The sequence below is a fragment of the Arthrobacter sp. Dra40 genome (genome assembly GCF_059091905.1).
The window spans coordinates 1-19435 of record NZ_JBNHHB010000094.1 but is presented as its reverse complement, the minus strand read 5'-3'; the positions used below and the strand labels follow the sequence as shown (position 1 = coordinate 19435).

Sequence of the window (19435 nt, the reverse complement as noted above, 5' to 3'; positions counted from 1 at the left end):
CCACGTGCAGCTTGCGGGCCCGCGACGTGGAGGCGCCGCCGCCGGCCGCCGGCCCGGGGAATGATGCGGAGGCAGCTTCGCCGACGCGCGGTGGCGGGGAGGCGGACGGGCCGATGGGTCCGGTAGTCATGAGAGGTCCTTTCCGCTGGCGGCAACGTCGTCGGTAGCGCGGGGCTCCGCCGTCGTTTTGCTGGCCGTGACGGTCTTGAGCAGGAAGCCGGGCTTGCGGACCAGACGCACGGCGTCAGCGCCGAAGCGGGCCTCGAGCCTGGACTGGAAGAAGGTCGCAATTGCCGTCATGAGCATGTACCAGAGCGAGGCGACGATCAGCAGCTCCATGATCAAGTTGTTCTGCTTGTAGATCTGGCTGGCGTTGGTCATCAGGTCGTTGCCCGCGACCACGTACACCAGAGATGTGGTCTTGAGCATGGAGATGAACTCGTTGCCGGTGGGCGGGATGATGATGCGCAGCGCCTGCGGCAGAACGATCTTGCGCATCCGTTTGCCCGGGGTCATGCCGAGCGCGTACGCGGCCTCGGTCTGCCCGGCGTCGACGGCCTGGATGCCCGCGCGCACCGTCTCCGCGAAATACGCCGCGAGGTTCAGCCCCAGCCCGAGCAACGCCGCGTTGAACCCGGTCATCACGTCGTTGGTGTTCCACATGTAGCCGATGCTGGTGAACGGGATCTTGATGATCAGCGACGGGAACAGGAAGGCCAGGTTGTACCAGAAGATCAGCTGCACCAGCACGGGGGTGCCGCGGAAGAACCAAATGTACAGCGTGGACAGCCAGTTCAGCACCGGGTTGTGCGAGAGCTTCATGACCGCCAGCACGACGCCCAAGACCAGTCCGAGCACCGTGGCCAGCACGGAGATCATCAGGGTTACCCAGATGCCGTCGATGATCTTGGGGAAGAAGAGGTACTCTGCCACCTTGCCCCAGCGGATGTTCGGGTTTGTGGCCAGCGTGTAGGCCAGCCAGGCAAAGACCACCACGGCCAGTGCCCCGAGGATCCACCGTTCGGGGTGGCGTAGCCGGACCACGGGCACGGCGGTGCCGTCAGGCCCGCTCAGTTGCCTGGGCCGATTGCTGCGTCGGAGCGCTTGGCTCATCTGCGTCCCTTAGTTTCCGTCGTTGATGGTCGCGGTCTCGATGGCCATTTGCTGCACGTTCCACGCACCGAGGATCTTCTCATAGCTGCCATCATCGATCAGCTCCTGCAGCGCCTTCTGCACGGCATCGATCAGGTCCTTGTTGTCAGGCTTCATCGCGATGCCCCAGACGCTTTCATCACCCTCGATGGCCACGGCTTCCAGTGCGCCCTCGGAGGTCTGCGCGCGGTAGGCCGCGACGGGGTAGTCGTTGATGCCGGCGTCGGCACGGTTGTTGCGGACCTGCAGGATGGCATCCTGGTCGCCGGAGAACTTCAGGATATTCAGCCCCTCCTCGCCGGCGGCCTTGCAGTCTTTGTCGAAGCCTTCGGCCAGGGCCAGCGAAGAGCCGTTGTCCACGACGGCGACCGTCTTGCCGCACGCCGTCGACGGGTCACCCATACCAGCGGGATTGCCCTCCTTGACGACCCAGCCGTTGCCGGCCTGGACGTAGTCCACGAACGTGACGGTCTTGCGCCGCTCCGCGTTGTCGGTCATGGAGGACATGATGATGTCGTAGCGCCCGGTGGTGATGCCCGGGATCTGGGCGTTGAAGTCCTCGTTGTTGAGGGTGATTTTGACGCCGAGCTTGTTCGCGATCGCCCGGCCGAGGGAGGGGTCCACCCCGATCAGCGTCTTGCCGTCCTCGGCGAGCAGCTCCATGGGCGGGTAGCCCTCGGAGGTGGTCATTTTGATGCCCTCGGTCTTGATCGACTCGGGCAGGCCGGCGGTCAAATCGGCGTTCGGCGTGATGCCGTCGATGACGGACTTGGCCAGGTCCTCATCGGGTGCCGGTGCGGCGCTGAAGGAGGTGTCGTCGTCGCCGGCGGCGTTGCCCTCGGTGGAGGAGAGTGACTGCCCGCCGCAGGCCGTCGTGGCCAGCAGCGCCAGCAACGCAGCGGATGCCATGACGCCGGAGCGGAGGGTAGGGACTCGGGGGATGTTCATGCGGTCTCCTTGGTGCGGATGGGTGGAGCGGATTGTGTGCGGGAGGGGTGTAGCGGCGGAGCGGTTACAGGTCCCTCCGGTACCGGAGGGACCCCCCAACGGCGGTAGCCATGACCGGAATGTCGCGTAGCTCGACGGGGTCGACGGCGTAGGGGTCGGCCCCGAGGGAGGTGAAATCGGCAAGCATTCCTGGGCGCAGCCGGCCCTTGGTCGCCTCTTCGCCGGAGGCATGCGCGGCGCCGGTGGTGTAGCCGGCGATCGCCTCGGCGACGTTCACCCGCTCGCCGGGCTGCCAGCCGCCGACGGGCCCGTTGTCACGGTTCTGCCGGGTCGCGGCGGCATGAATCCCGTGTAAAGGGTTGGGCAGTTCCACGGGCGCGTCGGAGCCGAAGGCAGGAAGCGCGCCGGCGTCGATCAGCGAGCGCCACGCGTACGAGGCCAGTTCGCGGCCAACGAGCAGGGTGGAAGCCAGCGGAATGTCGGAAGTGCAGTGGGTGGGCTGCATGGAGGGAACGACGCCGAGGCGTGCCACGCGTTGCACGTCCGCGGGGCGCAAATGCTGCGTGTGTTCGATCCGATGCCGCAATCGGCTGGCTGCTCGTTCGGTGCGGCCCGTGATGTTGGGGGAGACATCGAGCGGGTTGCGGACCAGGTCCTGATAGGCATCCAGCACCAGCTGGTTGGCGCGGTCCCCAATGGCGTGAGTTGCGACCGCGATGCCGGCGCTGGCGGCCCGGCGAACCAGCGCGAGCAGGTCCAGATAGGGGATGACCTCGATGCCGGTGTTCCCGTCCTCGCCGGGGAAAGGCTGGTTCATGTGACAGGTGTGGGAACCCAAGGCGCCGTCGGAAAAGAGCTTTACCGGACCGGTGCTCAGCCAGGCGTCGCCGTTGCCGGTGGCCCGGCCTTCGTCAATCGCTTGGTCCAAGGCGATGCGCGGGATCGCCTTATGTACGCGCAAATGGAGGTTGCCGCTCTCGCGCAGAGACCGGTATGCCTGCAGGCAGTCCTCGCCGTCGAAGTCGTGGATGCCGGTGAGCCCGACGGCTAGCAGGCGGTGCTGGGCCTCGGCAAGCTGAGCCTCCAGATCCCCGGCCTCGGCGCTGTGCATGATGTCGCTCAGCTGGGCATGGGCCGTCTCGCGCAGGATACCGGTGGGATGGCCGTCGCTGTCGCGGACGATTTCACCACCCACCGGATCCGGCGTGGAGGCGTCGATGCCGACGGCCGCCAATGCCGAAGTGTTGGCCCAAACCGTGTGCCCGTCGATGCTTGGCAACGCGGCGGGCCTGCCACCCGTGGCCGCATCCAGCGCCTTGCGGTCCGGTTGTACCGGCACATCCCAGGCGTTGAAGTCCCAGCGTCCGCCGAAGACCCAGGCCGATGCCGGCAGCGCGTCCGCGTAGTTCCGCACCCTGTCCAGGGCGTCCTCAAGGCTGGTGGTGCCGCGAAGGTCCAGGGCGGCAATCTCGCGGGCGTAATTCGCGGTGTGGATATGGGCATCGGTCAGACCGGGAACCACTGTGGTGCCACCGAGGTCGATGGTTTCGTATGTACCGGTGGCGTGGGCGCGCATTTCCTCGGGTGTGCCGATGGCGAGGATGCGTTCGCCCCGGGTCAGCAGCGCGGTGGCCCGGGGAAGCCCGGCCCATTGGGTGTAGAACGTGGCATTGACGTAGAGGCGTTGCTCAAGCATTCCTAATCCTTTGCGGCATGCTAGCGCCGAATGCGGCATGCCCAAGCGTGTCTTGCGGAACTTCTTCGTCCCGTTCGCAACACTCTAAAGGACGGTGTAGCAAACTATGACGCGCAACACAGCGGCGGTTCGCCAAACTCAGTTCAAGGAAACACTAAGGCTCAATCTGGCGCTGAGGCTGTTGCGCGACGCCGACCGGTTGTTGGCCGCGGGCGGCCAACTGCCGTTTCGGCGCCGGAACTCACAGGATCCGGATAATCCAGTCAGCCACCGTCGCAGATCCCTCGATCAGCTCCGCGTTGCGTTGGTCGCTGCCAAGCGCCCAGAGGCGTGCCTCATCCGGGGACTTGCCGTACCTTTCGTGGCGGTGGATCAGCCGCGAATGGCGCAGCGGCTCATCGGGGGCAATGAACCAGGCCTCGTCCAGACAGGACCGCACGCGTGGCCACGCCCCGCTGTCCTGGAGCAGATAGTTGCCTTCGGTGATGACCAGAGGGATGCTTCCGTAGATCGGCTGCGCGGAGCCTATGGGCTCCTCGAGGTCGCGCCGGAAGTGCGGGGCGTAAATGATTTCCGCCGAGTCCGGTCGCTGCGTGTGGATCCGCTCCAGCAGGGAGGCAAAGCCAGCGTCATCGAAGGTGTCGATGGCTCCCTTGCGGTCCCGCCGGCCGAGGTCCTCCAGCACGGCGTTGGCCAGGTGGTATCCGTCCATCGGCACGAGCACGGCGCGCTCGCTGCCCAACGCCCCGACCAGCCGCTCCGCCAGGGTGGACTTGCCCGCCCCCGGTGCCCCAACGATGCCGAGGATGTGGCGCTCGCCGGGAACGGCGAGGGCTGCCGCGCGGGCGATCACCTCGTCCATGCCGACCTCGGCCGGCGCCGGCAGCCTCACCGTCCCCCTTCGTCCAGGCATGCCGCAATCCGTGGCGCCAGCCCAAGTTCCCGCAGGTTGTCCAGCCAGCGCCGCGGCCCGAGGGTGGCGCAGCGGACACCGGAGACCTCGGCGGCAGCGCCCAGTTGATCGGCGAAGGCCAGCCCGGGCTGCGTCAGAAACCAGCAGAAAGCGCCGTGGAAGAAATCCCCGGCACCGAGGGTGTCCACCACCTCGACGGGCCGGACCGGAACCTCGCCGGATCCTCTCTTGTCCCACCAGAGGACCGGCTCGCCGCCCCGGGTCACCGCAACAGAGGGCACGCCGCGGCCAACGACGACGGCGGCGCTGGCCGCCGGGTCCGCGGTGCCGGGCATGCGGAAGTCTGCGGAGCAGATCACCGCCCGGGCGGCGGGCAACAGTTCGTCCATGACCGGGCGCCAGCGTCCGGCGTCGAGCACCACGGGAAGCTTCTGCCCTGCGGCGCTGCGGGCGGCGGCTGCGGCCAGCCGGGGATGGTGCCCGTCTATGAGGACCACGGCTGCGCCTTCCAGCAGCCTGTCCAGGTCTTCCGGTTCCCGGACGTCATGCCCGGCGGCATCGAGGGAGACCACCGACCGTTCCCCGGTCACGGTGTTGACGATGACCGAGGAGATGGCAGCCTCCGCCACCGAGCCGACGTCGATGACCTCGACGCCGTGCTGTGCCAGGTCCTCGCGGATGATGCCTGCCGCAGGACCGGCGCCGACCGCGGTCAGGAGTCGGGCCCGGCCGCCCAGGGCGGCGAAGACGACGGCGGCGTTGGCCGCCGGTCCACCGGCGGCGCAGGCCTGCCAACTGGCGGTGATTTTGTCGTTCGGGCCCGGGACACGGTCCGCCCGCTGGATGACATCGAGGGTGGCCAGTCCCACGAAGACGCCCAACGAGGACGTTTCAGGCCCCACCCGCATGCTCCAAGGCGGTCGGTTCCATGGCCCCGGTCATCAGGGCAACCACATCGGACATCTGGCGTTCCCGGGGGCTGACCACGGCGGCGCGCTGGCCGAGGCGGTGGATATGGATCCGGTCCGCCACCTCAAAGACGTGGGGCATGTCGTGGCTGATGAGCACCACCGGCAGGCCGCGGTCCCGAATCTGCTTGATCAGGTCGATGACCATGCCTGATTCGCGCACCCCCAGCGCCGCCGTCGGCTCGTCCATAATGATGACGCGTCGGCCGAATGCCGCGGTGCGCACCACGGCCACGCCCTGCCGCTGGCCGCCCGAGAGTGTCTCTACCGCCTGCCGGACAGACTTAATGCTGACTTTCAGGTCGTTCAGATGCTTCAGGGACTCCTCCCGCATGGCCTTCTTGTCCAGGCGGCGGAACACCGAACCCATGATCCCTGTTTGGCGTATCTCCCGGCCCAGGAAGACGTTGCTGGCAATATCCAGCGCGGGCACGACGGCGAGATCCTGGTACACGGTTTCGATGCCGGCGTCCCGGGCGTCCAGCGTGCTGTGGAAATGGACCGGTTTACCGTCCATGAAAATCTCCCCGGCGTCCGGAATCAGGGCCCCGGTCAGGGCCTTGATCAGGCTGGATTTTCCTGCACCGTTGTCCCCGATGACCGCCAGGACCTCGCCGGCGCGCAGCTCGAAATCCGCGCCGTTGATGGCGGTGACGCTGCCGTAGCGCTTGACGAGGCCGCGGGCCTCCATGATCGGGGTGCCCGCGGGAGCGGCCGGTGCGGGGTCCGCCGTCGGCAGGTCAATTGGCTCTGTCATTGGGTCTTCCTTCTGGCGAACTGGTCCAGCGCGACGGCCGCGATAACCAACACTCCGGTGGCGACGTTCTGGTAGAGCGCGTCGACGTTGGCCGCGGTCAGGCCGCTGCGCAGCACACTCACGATCAACATGCCGATGAGGGTCCCAAGGATGCTTCCCCGGCCGCCGAAAAGGCTGGTCCCGCCGATGACGACGGCGGTAATCGTTTCCAGGTTGGCGTTCTGGAAGGCATTGGGGTCCGCGTTGGGGATGCGTCCCAGCGCCGCCCAGGCCCCGATCGCGGCGATGAATCCCGCAATCGTGTAGACGAAAAGCAGCGTCCGGTTGGATTTGATGCCGACCAGCTTGGCCGCCTGCGGATTGCCGCCCACCGCATAGACGTGCTGGCCGCCCGCGGTCTGAGTCAACGCATACCAAGCCACCAGATAGACCAGCAGCATGGCGACGACCCCGTAGGTGGTCGAAAACGCCCCGCTGCCGATGCTGTTGCCCAGGAACGTCTGCGGTCCGTCCGGCGCGGCGTAGGTCTGTGACCCGGCGTAGAGCTGGGTGATCGCATAGATCGCCGTGAAGGTTCCCAGCGTCACAATGAACGGCGGCAGCCGCAACACCGTGACCAGCACGCCGTTGATGGCTCCGGCCACAACACAGACGACTACGGCGGCCAGGATCCCCACCCAGGGCCCGTTCACGGCGCCGATCTTTGCCATGACGATGGTGCCCAGGACGGCGATCGCCCCGATGGACAGGTCAATGCCGCCGGTGAGGATGATCAGCGTCTGCGCGACGGCGAGGATGCCCACCACCACTGACTGCTGCAGGACCAGCGAGAGGTTGTAGGGGGTGAAGAACGTGTCCGTGATGAGGGAAAAAACAACGACCGCGATAATCAGCGCCGCCAGCGGACCGACCAGCGGCTGCCGCAGGGCGTTAGTGAGCCGTACGGTGCGCTGGTTTGCAGGCCGAGGAGCAGTGATCGTGGGGACCGGAGCATTGGTACTCATTACTTCCTCCAGGACAGCAGTGCGGGCGCCTTGGCTGCGCCCGCACCATACCGGATGGGGACGGGCAGCGGGCCTTATCCCCAGCAGTTCTTCAGACCCCAGGAGGTGTCCTTGGAGTCAATGCCCTTGACGGCCTTGTCGGTGATGACCTCTGCGCCGGTGTCCACGAAGCCGGAGGGCTTGGTGCCGTCCTTGGCGTAGGTCACGATCGCCTTCACGCCGTCGCCGGCCATCTTTGCCGGGAACTGCATCACTGTCGCCCCGATGACGCCCTTTTTCACATTCTCGACGCCGGTGCAGCTGCCGTCGATGGAGCCGATGGTGATCTGGTTTTCCTTGCCCGCAGATTTGATGGCCTGGTAGCCGCCGGCTGCTGCCGGTTCGTTGATGGTGTACAGCGAGTTGGCGTCGGGCACGCGCTGCAGCAGGTTCTCCATCGCGGTCTGCGCCTTGGTCTGGTCGCCATTGGTATTGGCCTTGCCCAGGATCTCCGGGGAGTCCTCGCTCAGGCCCATGCCCTCGAGGAAGCCGTCATGGCGGAAGGTATCCACGGTTCCGCCCGGGGTGCCGTCCAGCATCAGCACTTTCGGCTTCTTGTCGCCTAGGGCGCCCTTGACCCAGCTGCCCTGCAGGACCCCGGCCTTCTTGTTATCTGTGGCGAAGGTGGCATCCACCGCGTCCGCCGGATCCGTCGCGGTGTCCAAGGCAATAACCACGATGCCCGCGTCCCGGGCCTTCTTGATGGCATTGAGGATTCCGGTCGAGGAGTTCGGGGTGATGAGGATGCCCTTCACGCCCTGGCTGATCAGGTTCTCGATGGCAGTCACCTGGCCCTCGTTGTCGCCGTCGAACTTCCCGGCGAGGGCGATCAGTTCGGCGCCCTCGGTCTGCGCCTCGGCCTTGGCTGCTTCCCGGAGCTTGACGAAATAGGGATTCGAATCCGTTTTGGTGATGAGCCCGATCTTGGTTGTTTCACCTGAGTTGCCGCCTGCGGTGTTGCCGCTCCCGGTGGAGCCGCCGCCGCCGGAGCCGCAGGCTGCGGTTCCAAGCAGCAGGGTTCCCACGGCGAGCACCACCCGGCCCTTGGTCCACAGCGACGTCCGGCCCGATTCTTGCTGAATCACACGTGGCATAACGACTCCCTTTTGTCTATGACGCGTGTCACACGCCGGCGATGGATGCCTTGACACTAAACCCGGACAAGCGCTTGCGCAAGCGCTTGTCCGTGATTAGTTTGGGAGCACTGGATCGGGGCATGGACTGATTCAGGTACCGCAGCGACGGGAGTTAAGGGAGCTCGATGGCGACAATGGCGGACGTGGCACGGGTAGCCGGGGTCGCCGGTTCGACGGTGTCGCATGTTCTCAACGGCACCCGGAACGTCAGCGAAGCGACCCGCGGCCGCGTCCTCCAGGCCATGGACACGACCGGCTATCGGTACAACTCGCTGGCCAGGTCGCTGGCGGTCAGCAAGACCCGAACCATCGGCCTGTCCATCTCGGTGCTGACCAACCCGTACTTCGGCAGCCTCGTAAACGCCATCGAAAAGAGGGCACGCGCCGAGGGCTACACGCTCGTCCTTGGCGACTCCCATGACGATGCGGAAAACGAACTCCGGGTGGTGAATTCGCTGCTGGACCGCCGGGTGGACGGCCTCATTGTCGCCCCGTCCGCGGGGGCACAAGAAGCCACGCTGCCGGTCATCGCCAAGGCCGGGACACCCGTGGTCCTCATCGACCGGTTCGTGGACGCCGAGTGCGACCAAGTGGAACCCGAGAATATCGAGCCCGCGCGCCGGATTACCGAGCACCTGCTGGAAAAAGGCCACACCCGCATCGGTGCCATTTCCGGGCTGCCCGGCCTGCAAACCAGTGCGGAACGGCTGCAGGGCTTCCGGGAGGCGTTTGCCGTCAGGGGGCTGCGGTACGACGCGGGGCTGGTCGTCTCCGGCGAATCCCAGGCGGAAGCCGCACGCACAGCGGTGCTCGGCCTGTTCCGACAGCCGGATCCGCCCACCGGGCTCGTTGTCCTCAACAACGCCATGACCATCGGCACCATGCGGGCGCTGCGGGAACTGGGGCTGAGGGTTCCCGACGACGTCGTTTTGGTCTGCTATGACGATTTCGAATGGGCGGACCTGTTCGAGCCGCGGCTCACAGCCATAGCCCAGGACGTCGTCACGATGGGTGCCACCGCCGTCGAAATGCTGCTCCAGCGCCTGGGCGGGGACGGCGGGCCGGCGCGGAAACTGCGGATTCCCACTACCTTCAACCACCGCAATTCCTGCGGCTGCCGCCCCTGACCTGATGTGGAGTCCCGATGCCCATTGCCAGTCCAGGCGCCTACCTGGCCATGATCGACCGGGCGCGGGAGAAGGGCTTTGCCTACCCTGCCATCAACGTCACCTCGTCCCAGACGCTCAATGCCGCCCTGCAGGGCTTCGCCGAGGCCGAGAGCGACGGCATCATCCAGATTTCCCTGGGCACGGCCCTCTACCTGTCCGGAAACGCAGTGCAGGACAGGGCCGCCGGTACCCTCGCCCTGGCAGCCTACGCGGCGGAAGTGGCGGCCCACTACGGTGTGACCGTTGCCCTCCATACCGACCACTGCGGCGCCGATAACGTCGACGACTGGATCCGGCCGCTGCTGCGGCACGCCAGCGAGCGGGTCCGGGCCGGCCAGGACCCGCTGATCCAGTCGCATATGTGGGACGGCTCCGCCCTGGAGCTGGGGCGGAACCTGGACACCGCACGGGAACTGCTTGAGCTGTCCGTCCGGGCGGCCACCCTCCTGGAGATCGAAGTTGGCGTCGTCGGCGGCGCCGAGGACGCCGGAGCGGGCATGGATGAAAAGCTGTACTCGACAGTGGCGGACGCCCGGGCCATCGTCGATGCGTTGGGCCATGGGGAACACGGCCGCTACCTGACCGCGCTGACGTTCGGCAACGTGCACGGCGCCTATAAGCCGGGCGCGGTGCGGCTGAGGCCCGAAATCCTCCGCGACATCCAGCAGCAGGTCGGTTCCGAGCTGGGCGTGGAGAAGCCCTTCGACCTGGTGTTCCACGGCGGCTCCGGTTCCACCGAGGAAGAAATCGCCAAAGCAGTGGAATACGGCGTCGTCAAAATGAACATCGACACCGACACGCAGTATGCCTTTACGCGCTCCATCGCGGGCCACATGTTCAGGAACTACGACGCCGTACTCAAGATCGACGAGGAAGTCGGAAACAAGAAGTTTTACGACCCGCGGTCCTGGGGCAAGCCAGCCGAGAGCGCCATGGCGCAGCGGGTTGTCGTAGCTGCCCGGACACTGGGGTCGGCCGGCATGGCTATGCGCTGACCCAACGGACGTCGTCCTTAGGTCAGCTGGAGATCCGTGATGCAGGTGGCGCTGTCATCGGTCGTGGAGAAATCCGCTGAGCCGGAGTGCCCGTCGTAACGTACTTCGATGGTGCCGTCGATGTCGCCGGGAACCCAGAAGCCTGCGAACCCGTTGCTGAAGGTTTCAATCCGCTCATCCACCAGCGTGTCCCCGGTGGTGTTGTCGATGATCTTGACGCTCATGTCCTTGTTGCCCAGCTCGCCCAGGCAGGTGGTCAGGCTGTGGTAGAAGCAGTCGTGGGTCTGGTTGAGGTACGGGGCCACCGAGATGTACGAACTGTCGTCGGGCAGGTCCAGCGTCACCTCGTGGCGGCCGCCGTCGGTGAGGAGTAAATCATCCTGCCGGACCGATGCCATCAGGGTGGCGGGCCGTTCGGCAGTGTCCAGCCGGTCGAGGTGGTCGATGATGCCTGCCGCGTCCATGCCGTCGAGCCCGTACCCGGCGAGGAACCCGGCGTCCGTGGCCTCCCCTGCGGACGGAGTCCCGGGGACTGGCGCACAGGCAGTCAGCATCAGGGTAAGCGCAGCAGCGGCGATAACGGGCCGTTTCATATCCATCTCCTCATCCCCGCGCCAGAAGGTGGGCAGCGCGGGGCCAACGGGGTGACTTGTCCTTAAGAAAGAACGACGACGGCAAGTGCACGCCGTCGTCGTTCTTCTATTTTAGGGGTGGATCAGTGCTGCGGCTCGCGGGCCTTCAGCAGGGGCGCGAAGAACCCGGCCAGTTCGTCCGTGGCCGTCAGCGGCAGGACGTTCGCCACGTACTGGTCCGGCCGGACTACCACGATGGCGCCGTCGCGGGAGATGCCGCGGACGTCGAAGATGTCTTCATCCTTGGCGGTGCCGAAGACCTTCTCGAGGTTGGTCAGCTGGAACGGGCCCACCTCGGGCTTGAACACGGCGGGCACGGCGTTGATGTCCACCTCTTCGTGATGCTGCTGGTAGACAACCTTCACGTCGAACCAGGCATCGAGGTCCGCGCCCTCCGGCGTGGCGGCCAGCGGGGAGTCCGGGGCGTTCACCAGCCACTCGGCCAGGTTTGCAACAGCGGCCGACTCGCCGGCCTTCGCCTGGTCGGCGAAGACGTAGATGCGCCAGCGCCCGTCGGCCTCGGCAAGATGGCCCAGGTGCAGCGGGTTGGTGTCGCAGACGCGGGAGACGGGGGCGGACTTGAAGCGCTTGCCCACCGGGAACCCGGTGGCCAGGTCCTGGTGGCTGCGCGCGCCGGTCAGGATCGACTGGGCGTACTCGGTCATGAAGCCGGCCGGGAACTCAGCGGTCCGTACGTAGAAGTCCTCGAGCTCCGACGGATCGGTGAACTCCTCGGGCTTCTTGGCCATCATCGTCGACCATTCCTTGTCGAAGTCGATGAGGTCCTTGGCCACGACCTGGCGCTCGGCGGAGTAGGTGGAGAGCAGGCTCTCCGGGCTGCGGCCCTCCAGCACGTGTCCCAGCTTCCAGGCGATGTTGAAGCCGTCCTGCATGGAGACGTTCATCCCCTGGCCGGCCTTGGCGCTGTGCGTGTGGCAGGCGTCGCCGGTGATGAAGACGCGCGGCGTGCGGGTGCCGACGTCCTCGGGCAGCAGGTCGTCGAACCGGTCGGTGAGGCGGTGGCCCACCTCGTACACGCTGTGCCAGGCAACGCTGCGCACGTCGACCGTGTACGGGGTCATGATCTCGTTGGCCTTGGCGATGATCTGCTCGATGGAGGTCTGGCGGATCTTGCCGTTGTCGTCCTCGGGCACCTCGCCGAGGTCCACGTACATGCGGAACAGGTAGCCGCCTTCGCGCGGGATCAACAGGATGGTGCCGCCGTCGTGCGACTGGATGGCGCACTTGGTGCGGATGTCCGGGAAGTCGGTCTGGGCCAGCACGTCCATGACGCCCCACGCGTGGTTGGCGCTGTCGCCGGCCAGGGTGCTGCCGATCGAGGCGCGGACCTTGCTGCGGGCGCCGTCGCAACCGACCACGTACTTGGCGTGGACGATGCGCTCCTGGCCGGCATCCGGGCCGGCGCTGCGGATCAGCGTCACCTTCACCGGGTAGTCGCCTTCGTCAGCAACCTCCAGGGTCTTGAATTCCCAGCCGTAGTCCGGCGTCAAGCGGGAGGGCGAGTTGGCCGCGACCTCCGCGAAGTAGTCCAGCACGCGGGCCTGGTTGACGATCAGGTGCGGGAATTCGCTGATGCCCATCTCGTCGTCGACGGCGCGGCCGCCGCGGACAATGTGCTTGGGGTTCTCCGTGCCCGGGCGCCAGAAGTTCATCTCCGTGAGCCAGAAGGCCTCAGCGGTGATGCGCTCGGCGAAGCCGAAGGCCTGGAAGGTTTCCACGCTGCGGGCCTGGATGCCGTCGGCCTGGCCGAGGACCAGCCGACCCTCCCGGCGCTCCACGAGCCGCGTGGTGATGTTTGGGAACTGGGCCAGCTGGGCGGCCGCGAGCATGCCCGCGGGACCGGAACCCACGATGAGCACGTCGACCTCGTCGGGAAGCTCCTCGGGGCGGTCGATGCCTACACCGGCTGCCGGCTTGACGCGCGGGTCTCCGGATACGTAACCGTGGTGGTGGAACTGCACGGGTGTCCTCACTTCTGTTGCCATCTGCGGCCGTCGCCGGTGTTCGGTATTTGAACACCGGGTTCTATAACTGAATAACCGTTCGGTTGCAGATACTGTACGGCAAACATGACGCAGCTAACAAGTAACGCGGGTAACAGCAGAGGACGACGGCGGCACTCGCGCGCCGCCGTCGGCCTCCGTCCGGGGTGCCCGCCGAGGGCGGGCAATGGATCAGGCCTGCGCCGCCCGCCCCCGGTCGGCTCGGCGCATTTACACGGCCGCCCTGCTCGACGCGCGGCCGTGCACCAGGTAGTACAGCGGGATGCAGGCGAGCATGAGCACGCCAAGCCAGGCATACATGCCGTTGAAACCGGTCAGCGGCACCAGCAGGCCCAGCAGCACCGGGCCGAATCCGGTGCCGATGTCGAGCATCAGGTAGTAGCTGGCCAGCGCCTTGCCGAACCTCCGGTCCTCCACCAGCCGGACCGTGATCGCCTGCGTTCCGGGCAGCAGAGTTCCGAACCCGAAACCGCTCAGGACCGCGGCGAGAAGGACAACCCAGGTGGCCGGTCCAAGCGCCAGCACTGCCAGGCCGGCGGCGAACAGCGCCATCGCCGGATACAGCACCACGTTGTCGCCCCGGCGGTCCTGAATCCTTCCGGCGGTCAGGCGCGACACCAGCACGGCCACGGCAAACACCACAAAGAACAGGGCCGCGGCATTCGGAGCACCGGACGCCTCGGCATACGAGGCCAGGAACGAGAGCACACCGGAGTAGGCAAGCCCGCTGACCAGCAGCACCGTGGTGATCGGCAGGACCGCCGGGTCGAATACCTTGCCCAGCAGGACCGCGGGCGTCCGGCGCATCCTGTCCGGCCCGCTGACACTGCCGTGATTGGCGACGACGGCGGACGCCGGCGGCGCTTCGGGCAACTTCAGGACGAGGGTCACCAGCAACGCCGCGACGGAACATGCGGCGCACACCAGGAACGCGCCGTCGTAATTACCGCCGACCACCAACAGCACGGCCAGCAGCGGTCCCAAGGCGGTGGCCAGCGTGGTGGACACGGCGAAGTAGCCGGTGCCTTCACTGCGCCGGGCAGGCGGAATCAGTGCCTGCGCTCCCGCCGTGACCGCCGTGTTGGCCAGGCCGAAAGCAACGCCGTGGACCAACCGCAGCACCAGCAACGATGTCAGGGAGCCTGCCGGAATGTACAAGAGGGAGGCCACGACGAAAGCAGCCAGGCTGATCAGCAGCATCCGCCGCCGGCCCACGTTGTCGATCAGCGGCCCGGCGAAGAACCGCGAGACGAGCGCCCCGACAATGAACGCACTGGAGGCAAAACCGGCCCCGGTGTCCGACGCCTGAAAGCGCTGCACCGCGTACAGCGCCATGGACGTCATCAGCAGGTAGAAGACGATATAGATGAACAGGTTTGCGCCGATCGCCAGCACAAAATGCCTGCTCCACAGCTTCTCCTGCATGCCGTCGGCCTCCTCGTTTGCCGGATTCCGGGCTGGCTGTTCGGATACCGGTCTTGCTCGTGCCGGCCCGGACGTCCCGGATGAACCAGCAGTCCTGATTATGCCGTGCAGTGCCGGAGCGGATGGAGCACGAGGAGCCGCGGTACCGCCGGAACCGCCACCCCCACGCTAAAGTCCTGGCACGCAGGGGCCGGTGCCCAGCAACGCCAGACCGGCCCGGTCGCCGTCGGCCAGCGAGGTCACGCCATTGGCTCCGGCGTGCATCAATTGCTTCGGATCATCCACGTGGGCCAACCCCAGCACATGGCCCAGCTCGTGGATGATGACGGACCGGACATGTTCCCGCCCGTCCGGGTAACCGAGGGTGTTCTGGAGGGCCGGCCCATCCAGCGCGACCTGGCCTGCGACCAGGACGAGCGGAGTTCCCGGCGCCCTCACCCAGGAACTACCGCCCAGCCCGGCGACATCTCCGGCCAGTCCGGACACTTCGCCCGGATCCGACCACGTGATTAGCACCGGAGCCCACCTCTTGCCATACCGGTCCGGCTGGAAGCGCTCGCGGCCGTCCTCGGCGAAAGCCTCGTCAGTGGGTCCGTCATAGACGAACTGGAGCCCGCTGGCCGCCGAGACCTCGGCGATGGCTTCCCGAATCAAGCCCTCGGAGCCCGCCGGCGCCTTGTCCGGTCGGACCACGTAGTGGATGGGGCGGCAGGGGTCGTAGGCGACGAAGGGCTGCGAAGTCTTCGGCGGCGTCGCGTACAACTCAAAGGCCTCCGAGTCCGCGACGTCCGGGGGCTGGCCCAGCGGACTGTCAGCCGCTTCGACACCGCGGGGCGGGACGTCCGCGCCGGGGAGGTAAGGTGCCACTGCCGGCATGACGTGCCGGCTGAACACGCCGGGGGCGAAGCACAACGCGGCGACGAACGCGATGGCCAACCCCGTCGAGAGGCGGCCGGCTCGGCGCGGGGAGCTGCGTCGCTGCTTTGCACTGCGGCGGACGTTTGCCTTCGACCGTTGCCCGGACGGCATCAGACCGGCGGCAGGACCCGCCGCGGAGGGGTGTCCGGAAGCCTCGTCCAGGGCCCATCGGGGAATCCGGCCGCTGGGAGAACGCCGTGCACTCACTTCTGCGGGCGGAGCTTCGGCACCGGGGGATAAGCCCCTGGTGCGTCCGTCTTCCCGATGCTGCATCTGCTTCCCCCAACTGCGCCGTCGTGCCCCGCCGGCTGCAAAACATTATACGTTTCAGCATAGGGCGAGGGTCGAAACGGGTGTGTGGGGGAAGTGGGCGTGCGGGTGACCGTAAGGCGTGAGGCGCGCGGGTGACACATCAGGATTAAGCGGGCACCGCCGTAGTACTACCGAGTGTCCGGACGCTTCCGCTCCGACGCACGCACCGCCAACAAACCGCAGGCAGTAAACGCGACGGTGCAGGCGAAGACCAAAGACAAGGGCGCAGCCCAGCCGCCGGTCACGGTGTGCAGCCAGCCCGCCAATGGCGGTGCGCAGGTCGCGGCGAGGTACCCGCCGGTCTGGATCCGGGCGGAGGCGGAGGCAGCCTCTTGATCGTTGTGCGCGACCCGGGGGATGACGGTGAAGATCGCTGTGAAGCCGCCGCCTTGGGCGATGCCGCCGGTGATGGACCAGAGGATGTAGGCGTCGGGGGCCAGGAGCAGGCCGATGGGGAGCGTCATCCACAGGATCGCGACGCAGGCGGTGGGCACCCAGAGCCGGGTCCGTGCAGCCAGGAGCGGCACCCCAAACGCGCCGACAATGGCGGCGATCTGGAAGAGGGAAGCGGTGGCTCCGGAGCCGGCAAGGGACAAGCCCCGAAGATCCGACAACAGCAGGGGCAGCCACGTGGTGGTGGCGTAATAGGCAGCGGACTGCCCGCAGAAGGCCAAGGTCAACAACCCAACGATCCATCTGTTGCTGCGGCCAGCGGAGGCCTTCGGCAAGCGGGCCGCGGCTGTCCCCGGTCGGCCGGCATCGCGCGGTTCCGCTGACGCAGCAGGAGAATCGTTCGCCGCGCTGCCCGGCCCGGCTGCCAGCGCCTCGCGCCGCCGTCGCGCCATGGGCAACCAAAAGGCGAGCCCGAGCACGATCACCACGCCCCAGGCCATAAGCGCCCACCGCCACCCGATGAGCGCGGCGAGTGGTGCGGTGCCCAGCAGGGTGGCCATGGACCCGACGTTCATCGTGGCCGTGTAGGCGCCGGTGACGGCGGAGACCCGCTTCCAGGGCACATCGCGCCGGATCAGCACCGGCGCCACGATGTTGCCGAGCGTGATGGCGGCGCCAATGATTGCGGTGCCGAGGAGCACCACGGACACCGGGCCAAGGGAGCGGATCACCGTGCCGGCCAGGACGCCGCCGAGGCACAGCAGGACGGTGGCCTCGGGCCCCCACCGGCGGATCGTCCGGGTGGCCAGCGGAGTGGCCAGCGCGAAGAGCAGCACCGGAAGCCCGGTGAGCAGGCCCACCCCGGCTGCCGTCAGGCCGGTGTCGGACTGGATGGCCGGGACCACGGCGGTGGGAGCGATGATCGGCGCGCGCAGGCTCAACGCCAAGAAGACAATGCCCAGGACCACCCACGGCAACGCCGGCCGGGAGGCGAATACGCGGTCCGTGGCTGGCTCCTTCACGTTGTCTGACGAGTACGGGCCTCACCGGCCCACCAGCCACCCTAGCCGAAGCGGCGATCCGTGCGGCCTGTCGCCGCCGTCGTCCGTCATGCACCGCCGCAAGGTGAGCGGCGCCGTCGTCCTCGGCCGTAGCGGGCAGGAACCGCGGCGCGTGCTGGAAACTCGCTTTCAGCCGAGGTAGGTCTGCTTGAGCTCGACACCGACGGCGTGCGCCGCGGGCACCAAAACTTCGAGGACCGGGGCGGCGCGGAAGCCGGCTGCTGGAGACGCACCGGGGGACAATCGGAGCGGCGGGCCTCGTCTGAGGGGGCAACCTGAATGAAAGTCGTACACCAAACGGTCGTTTGGGCATGACAGTATTCAGACATGATCACACAGGACGCGGAGAAGCTTCTCGCATATATGGATTCGAAAGGTATTGGCGGATCCACAAAAATCACTCGCGGTTGGTCCCATATAGGCGCACTTGTGGTCGACGCTGTTCTCCAGCGCCGCCAAAAGTACAAGAGCACAGTTCTACCCAGAGTGCAGGCACTTATTGCCGAGTGGCCCGATGCGGAGACAACTTCCGGCTTCCGCCTACGCCTGGAGCAGGGCGGGCTCTCGGGATTGATTCGGTGGAGGGGGCAGGAACGTCTGGCTCAAATCGCCGAAATCGTTAACGTCTTTGAGAGCGACGAATTTCGAATCGAAACGGTTGACGATCTTCGGACTCAGCTCTCGAATTCAGTTCAGCGGCCCCTACTTCGCGCTGCCCTGCGTAGAGTCGATCACGTGGGCCCTAAGACGGTGGATTACTTCGATATTCTCGCGGGGTTGGATACCGGGACAGCTATCGATGTACGTATTCGTCGCCACCTGCGGTCAGCTGGGATTTCGAACCTGCAATATGGCCATGTTCAGGCAGTCATCCGTGCTGCGGCAGACATCAGGCAATGGCGCCACGGCGATGTTGATGCCGCACTGTGGAACGCATGACCTCACGCAGGGGATTGAGCGACTAATTCGCTAACCTCGGCGCGGGTTCCGAGTAGTTGATCTCCACACAGCGCTAAAGAACGGTACTGGCAGTCGGCTACGGCCAGTGGTGGGGGCTGGGGAGTGGCTCCAACTCTGCCAACATAAGTGGCTAGACGTGATCTCAGTAAGAGGCTGGTCCTCGCGGTGGTAAAGTCAGGACAAGTATGCTTTCTGCCCGCAACGCTGCGGGGGAAGCCGCCGAAGTGCCTCAGGCGCATCGGCCACCCCAGACTTCAAATGCCGGTAACTCCGGCTTCGGGCGTTGACGCCCGGCAACACCGCACCACAGATCGGATTACATGAACACCAAGCCGTTGCAAACCCCTCCCAAACTCGCCAAAGACGCCTTGCGCATCGTCCCCCTGGGCGGCCTGGGCGAAATCGGTCGGAACATGACGGTGTTCGAGTTCGGCGGAAAGCTGCTGATCGTCGACTGCGGCGTGCTGTTCCCGGAGGAGCAGCACCCGGGCGTGGACCTGATCCTGCCCGACTTCTCCTACATCCGCGAACGCCTCAACGACGTCGTCGGCATTGTGCTGACCCACGGCCACGAGGACCACATTGGCGGTGTGCCGTACCTGCTCAAGGAACGCGCCGACATCCCCGTGATCTCCGCGAAGCTGACGCTGGCCTTCGTAAAGACCAAGCTGCAGGAACACCGCCTGAACGCCAAGATGGTGCAGGTCAAGGAAGGGGACCGGAAGAAGTTCGGCCCGTTCGACCTGGAATTCTTGGCCGTCAACCACTCCATCCCGGACGGACTGGCCGTTGCCATCCGCACCGGGGCCGGCCTGGTACTGGCCACCGGCGACTTCAAGATGGACCAGTTCCCGCTGGACCGCCGGATCACCGACCTGGCCGGGTTCGCGCGGCTGGGCGACGAGGGCGTGGACCTGTTCCTGCCGGATTCCA

General features: G+C 66.5%; 17 protein-coding genes. 4 read left to right on the top strand and 13 right to left on the bottom strand.

Annotation, left to right across the window (positions count from 1 at the left end):
* Positions 1–126: 126 nt before the first annotated feature.
* The 8 genes from AC5RWT_RS24100 to AC5RWT_RS24065 all read right to left on the bottom strand — a co-directional run bounded on the left by AC5RWT_RS24100 (position 127) and on the right by AC5RWT_RS24065 (position 8571).
* Positions 127–1113 (bottom strand): amino acid ABC transporter permease, encoded by a 987-nt coding sequence (locus AC5RWT_RS24100; protein ID WP_494082379.1) that lies wholly within the window; start codon positions 1111–1113, stop codon positions 127–129.
* A 9-nt stretch (positions 1114–1122) separates the two neighbouring features.
* Positions 1123–2100, bottom strand: a complete 978-nt coding sequence (locus AC5RWT_RS24095; protein ID WP_494082378.1) for an ABC transporter substrate-binding protein — start codon at positions 2098–2100, stop codon at positions 1123–1125.
* 64 nt (positions 2101–2164) lie between these two features.
* The gene (locus AC5RWT_RS24090) at positions 2165–3796 is read right to left on the bottom strand and encodes an amidohydrolase (protein ID WP_494082377.1); all 1632 of its coding nucleotides are present in this window, start codon (positions 3794–3796) and stop codon (positions 2165–2167) included.
* Positions 3797–4037: 241 nt separating this feature from the next.
* Entirely contained in the window at positions 4038–4709 is a 672-nt protein-coding gene (locus AC5RWT_RS24085) for a nucleoside/nucleotide kinase family protein (protein WP_494082376.1), read from the bottom strand.
* Positions 4685–5611, bottom strand: coding sequence for a PfkB family carbohydrate kinase (locus AC5RWT_RS24080; protein WP_494082375.1), 927 nt, complete (start codon positions 5609–5611; stop codon positions 4685–4687). The genes AC5RWT_RS24085 and AC5RWT_RS24080 overlap by 25 nt, the downstream gene beginning before the upstream one ends.
* Complete coding sequence (locus AC5RWT_RS24075; protein WP_494082374.1) at positions 5601–6434, bottom strand: ATP-binding cassette domain-containing protein; 834 nt, start codon at positions 6432–6434, stop codon at positions 5601–5603. Before AC5RWT_RS24075 ends, AC5RWT_RS24080 begins: the two co-directional genes overlap by 11 nt.
* Positions 6431–7438: an ABC transporter permease gene (locus tag AC5RWT_RS24070; protein WP_493969589.1), complete on the bottom strand. Its 1008-nt coding sequence runs from the start codon at positions 7436–7438 to the stop codon at positions 6431–6433. The genes AC5RWT_RS24075 and AC5RWT_RS24070 overlap by 4 nt, the downstream gene beginning before the upstream one ends.
* A 74-nt stretch (positions 7439–7512) precedes the next feature.
* Positions 7513–8571: a substrate-binding domain-containing protein gene (locus AC5RWT_RS24065; RefSeq protein WP_493969590.1), complete on the bottom strand. Its 1059-nt coding sequence runs from the start codon at positions 8569–8571 to the stop codon at positions 7513–7515.
* 167 nt (positions 8572–8738) lie between these two features.
* Between AC5RWT_RS24065 and AC5RWT_RS24060 the strand changes: the two genes are divergently transcribed.
* Together AC5RWT_RS24060 and fbaA are read left to right on the top strand one after the other, a co-directional pair.
* Positions 8739–9740: a LacI family DNA-binding transcriptional regulator gene (locus tag AC5RWT_RS24060; RefSeq protein WP_494082373.1), complete on the top strand. Its 1002-nt coding sequence runs from the start codon at positions 8739–8741 to the stop codon at positions 9738–9740.
* 17 nt (positions 9741–9757) lie between these two features.
* Positions 9758–10777 (top strand): class II fructose-bisphosphate aldolase, encoded by a 1020-nt coding sequence (gene fbaA, locus AC5RWT_RS24055; RefSeq protein WP_494082372.1) that lies wholly within the window; start codon positions 9758–9760, stop codon positions 10775–10777.
* A 17-nt stretch (positions 10778–10794) separates the two neighbouring features.
* Here fbaA and AC5RWT_RS24050 read toward each other — a convergent pair whose 3' ends face one another.
* The 5 genes from AC5RWT_RS24050 to AC5RWT_RS24030 form a co-directional block, all read right to left on the bottom strand.
* Positions 10795–11370, bottom strand: a complete 576-nt coding sequence (locus AC5RWT_RS24050) for a CueP family metal-binding protein (protein ID WP_494082371.1) — start codon at positions 11368–11370, stop codon at positions 10795–10797.
* A 122-nt stretch (positions 11371–11492) separates the two neighbouring features.
* On the bottom strand, positions 11493–13391 hold the full coding sequence (locus AC5RWT_RS24045) for an FAD-binding monooxygenase (protein WP_494082380.1): 1899 nt from the start codon (positions 13389–13391) through the stop codon (positions 11493–11495).
* Between the two features lie 252 nt (positions 13392–13643).
* Positions 13644–14858 (bottom strand): MFS transporter, encoded by a 1215-nt coding sequence (locus AC5RWT_RS24040; protein WP_494082370.1) that lies wholly within the window; start codon positions 14856–14858, stop codon positions 13644–13646.
* 168 nt (positions 14859–15026) lie between these two features.
* Positions 15027–15794, bottom strand: coding sequence for a matrixin family metalloprotease (locus AC5RWT_RS24035; RefSeq protein ID WP_494082369.1), 768 nt, complete (start codon positions 15792–15794; stop codon positions 15027–15029).
* A 422-nt stretch (positions 15795–16216) separates the two neighbouring features.
* Positions 16217–17503 (bottom strand): MFS transporter, encoded by a 1287-nt coding sequence (locus tag AC5RWT_RS24030; protein WP_494082368.1) that lies wholly within the window; start codon positions 17501–17503, stop codon positions 16217–16219.
* Between the two features lie 366 nt (positions 17504–17869).
* Between AC5RWT_RS24030 and AC5RWT_RS24025 the strand changes: the two genes are divergently transcribed.
* Together AC5RWT_RS24025 and AC5RWT_RS24020 are read left to right on the top strand one after the other, a co-directional pair.
* Positions 17870–18481 (top strand): hypothetical protein, encoded by a 612-nt coding sequence (locus tag AC5RWT_RS24025; RefSeq protein WP_494082367.1) that lies wholly within the window; start codon positions 17870–17872, stop codon positions 18479–18481.
* Positions 18482–18822: 341 nt separating this feature from the next.
* Positions 18823–19435, top strand: a 613-nt coding sequence (locus AC5RWT_RS24020; protein WP_494082366.1) for an MBL fold metallo-hydrolase, incomplete at its 3' end; no start/stop codon positions are given.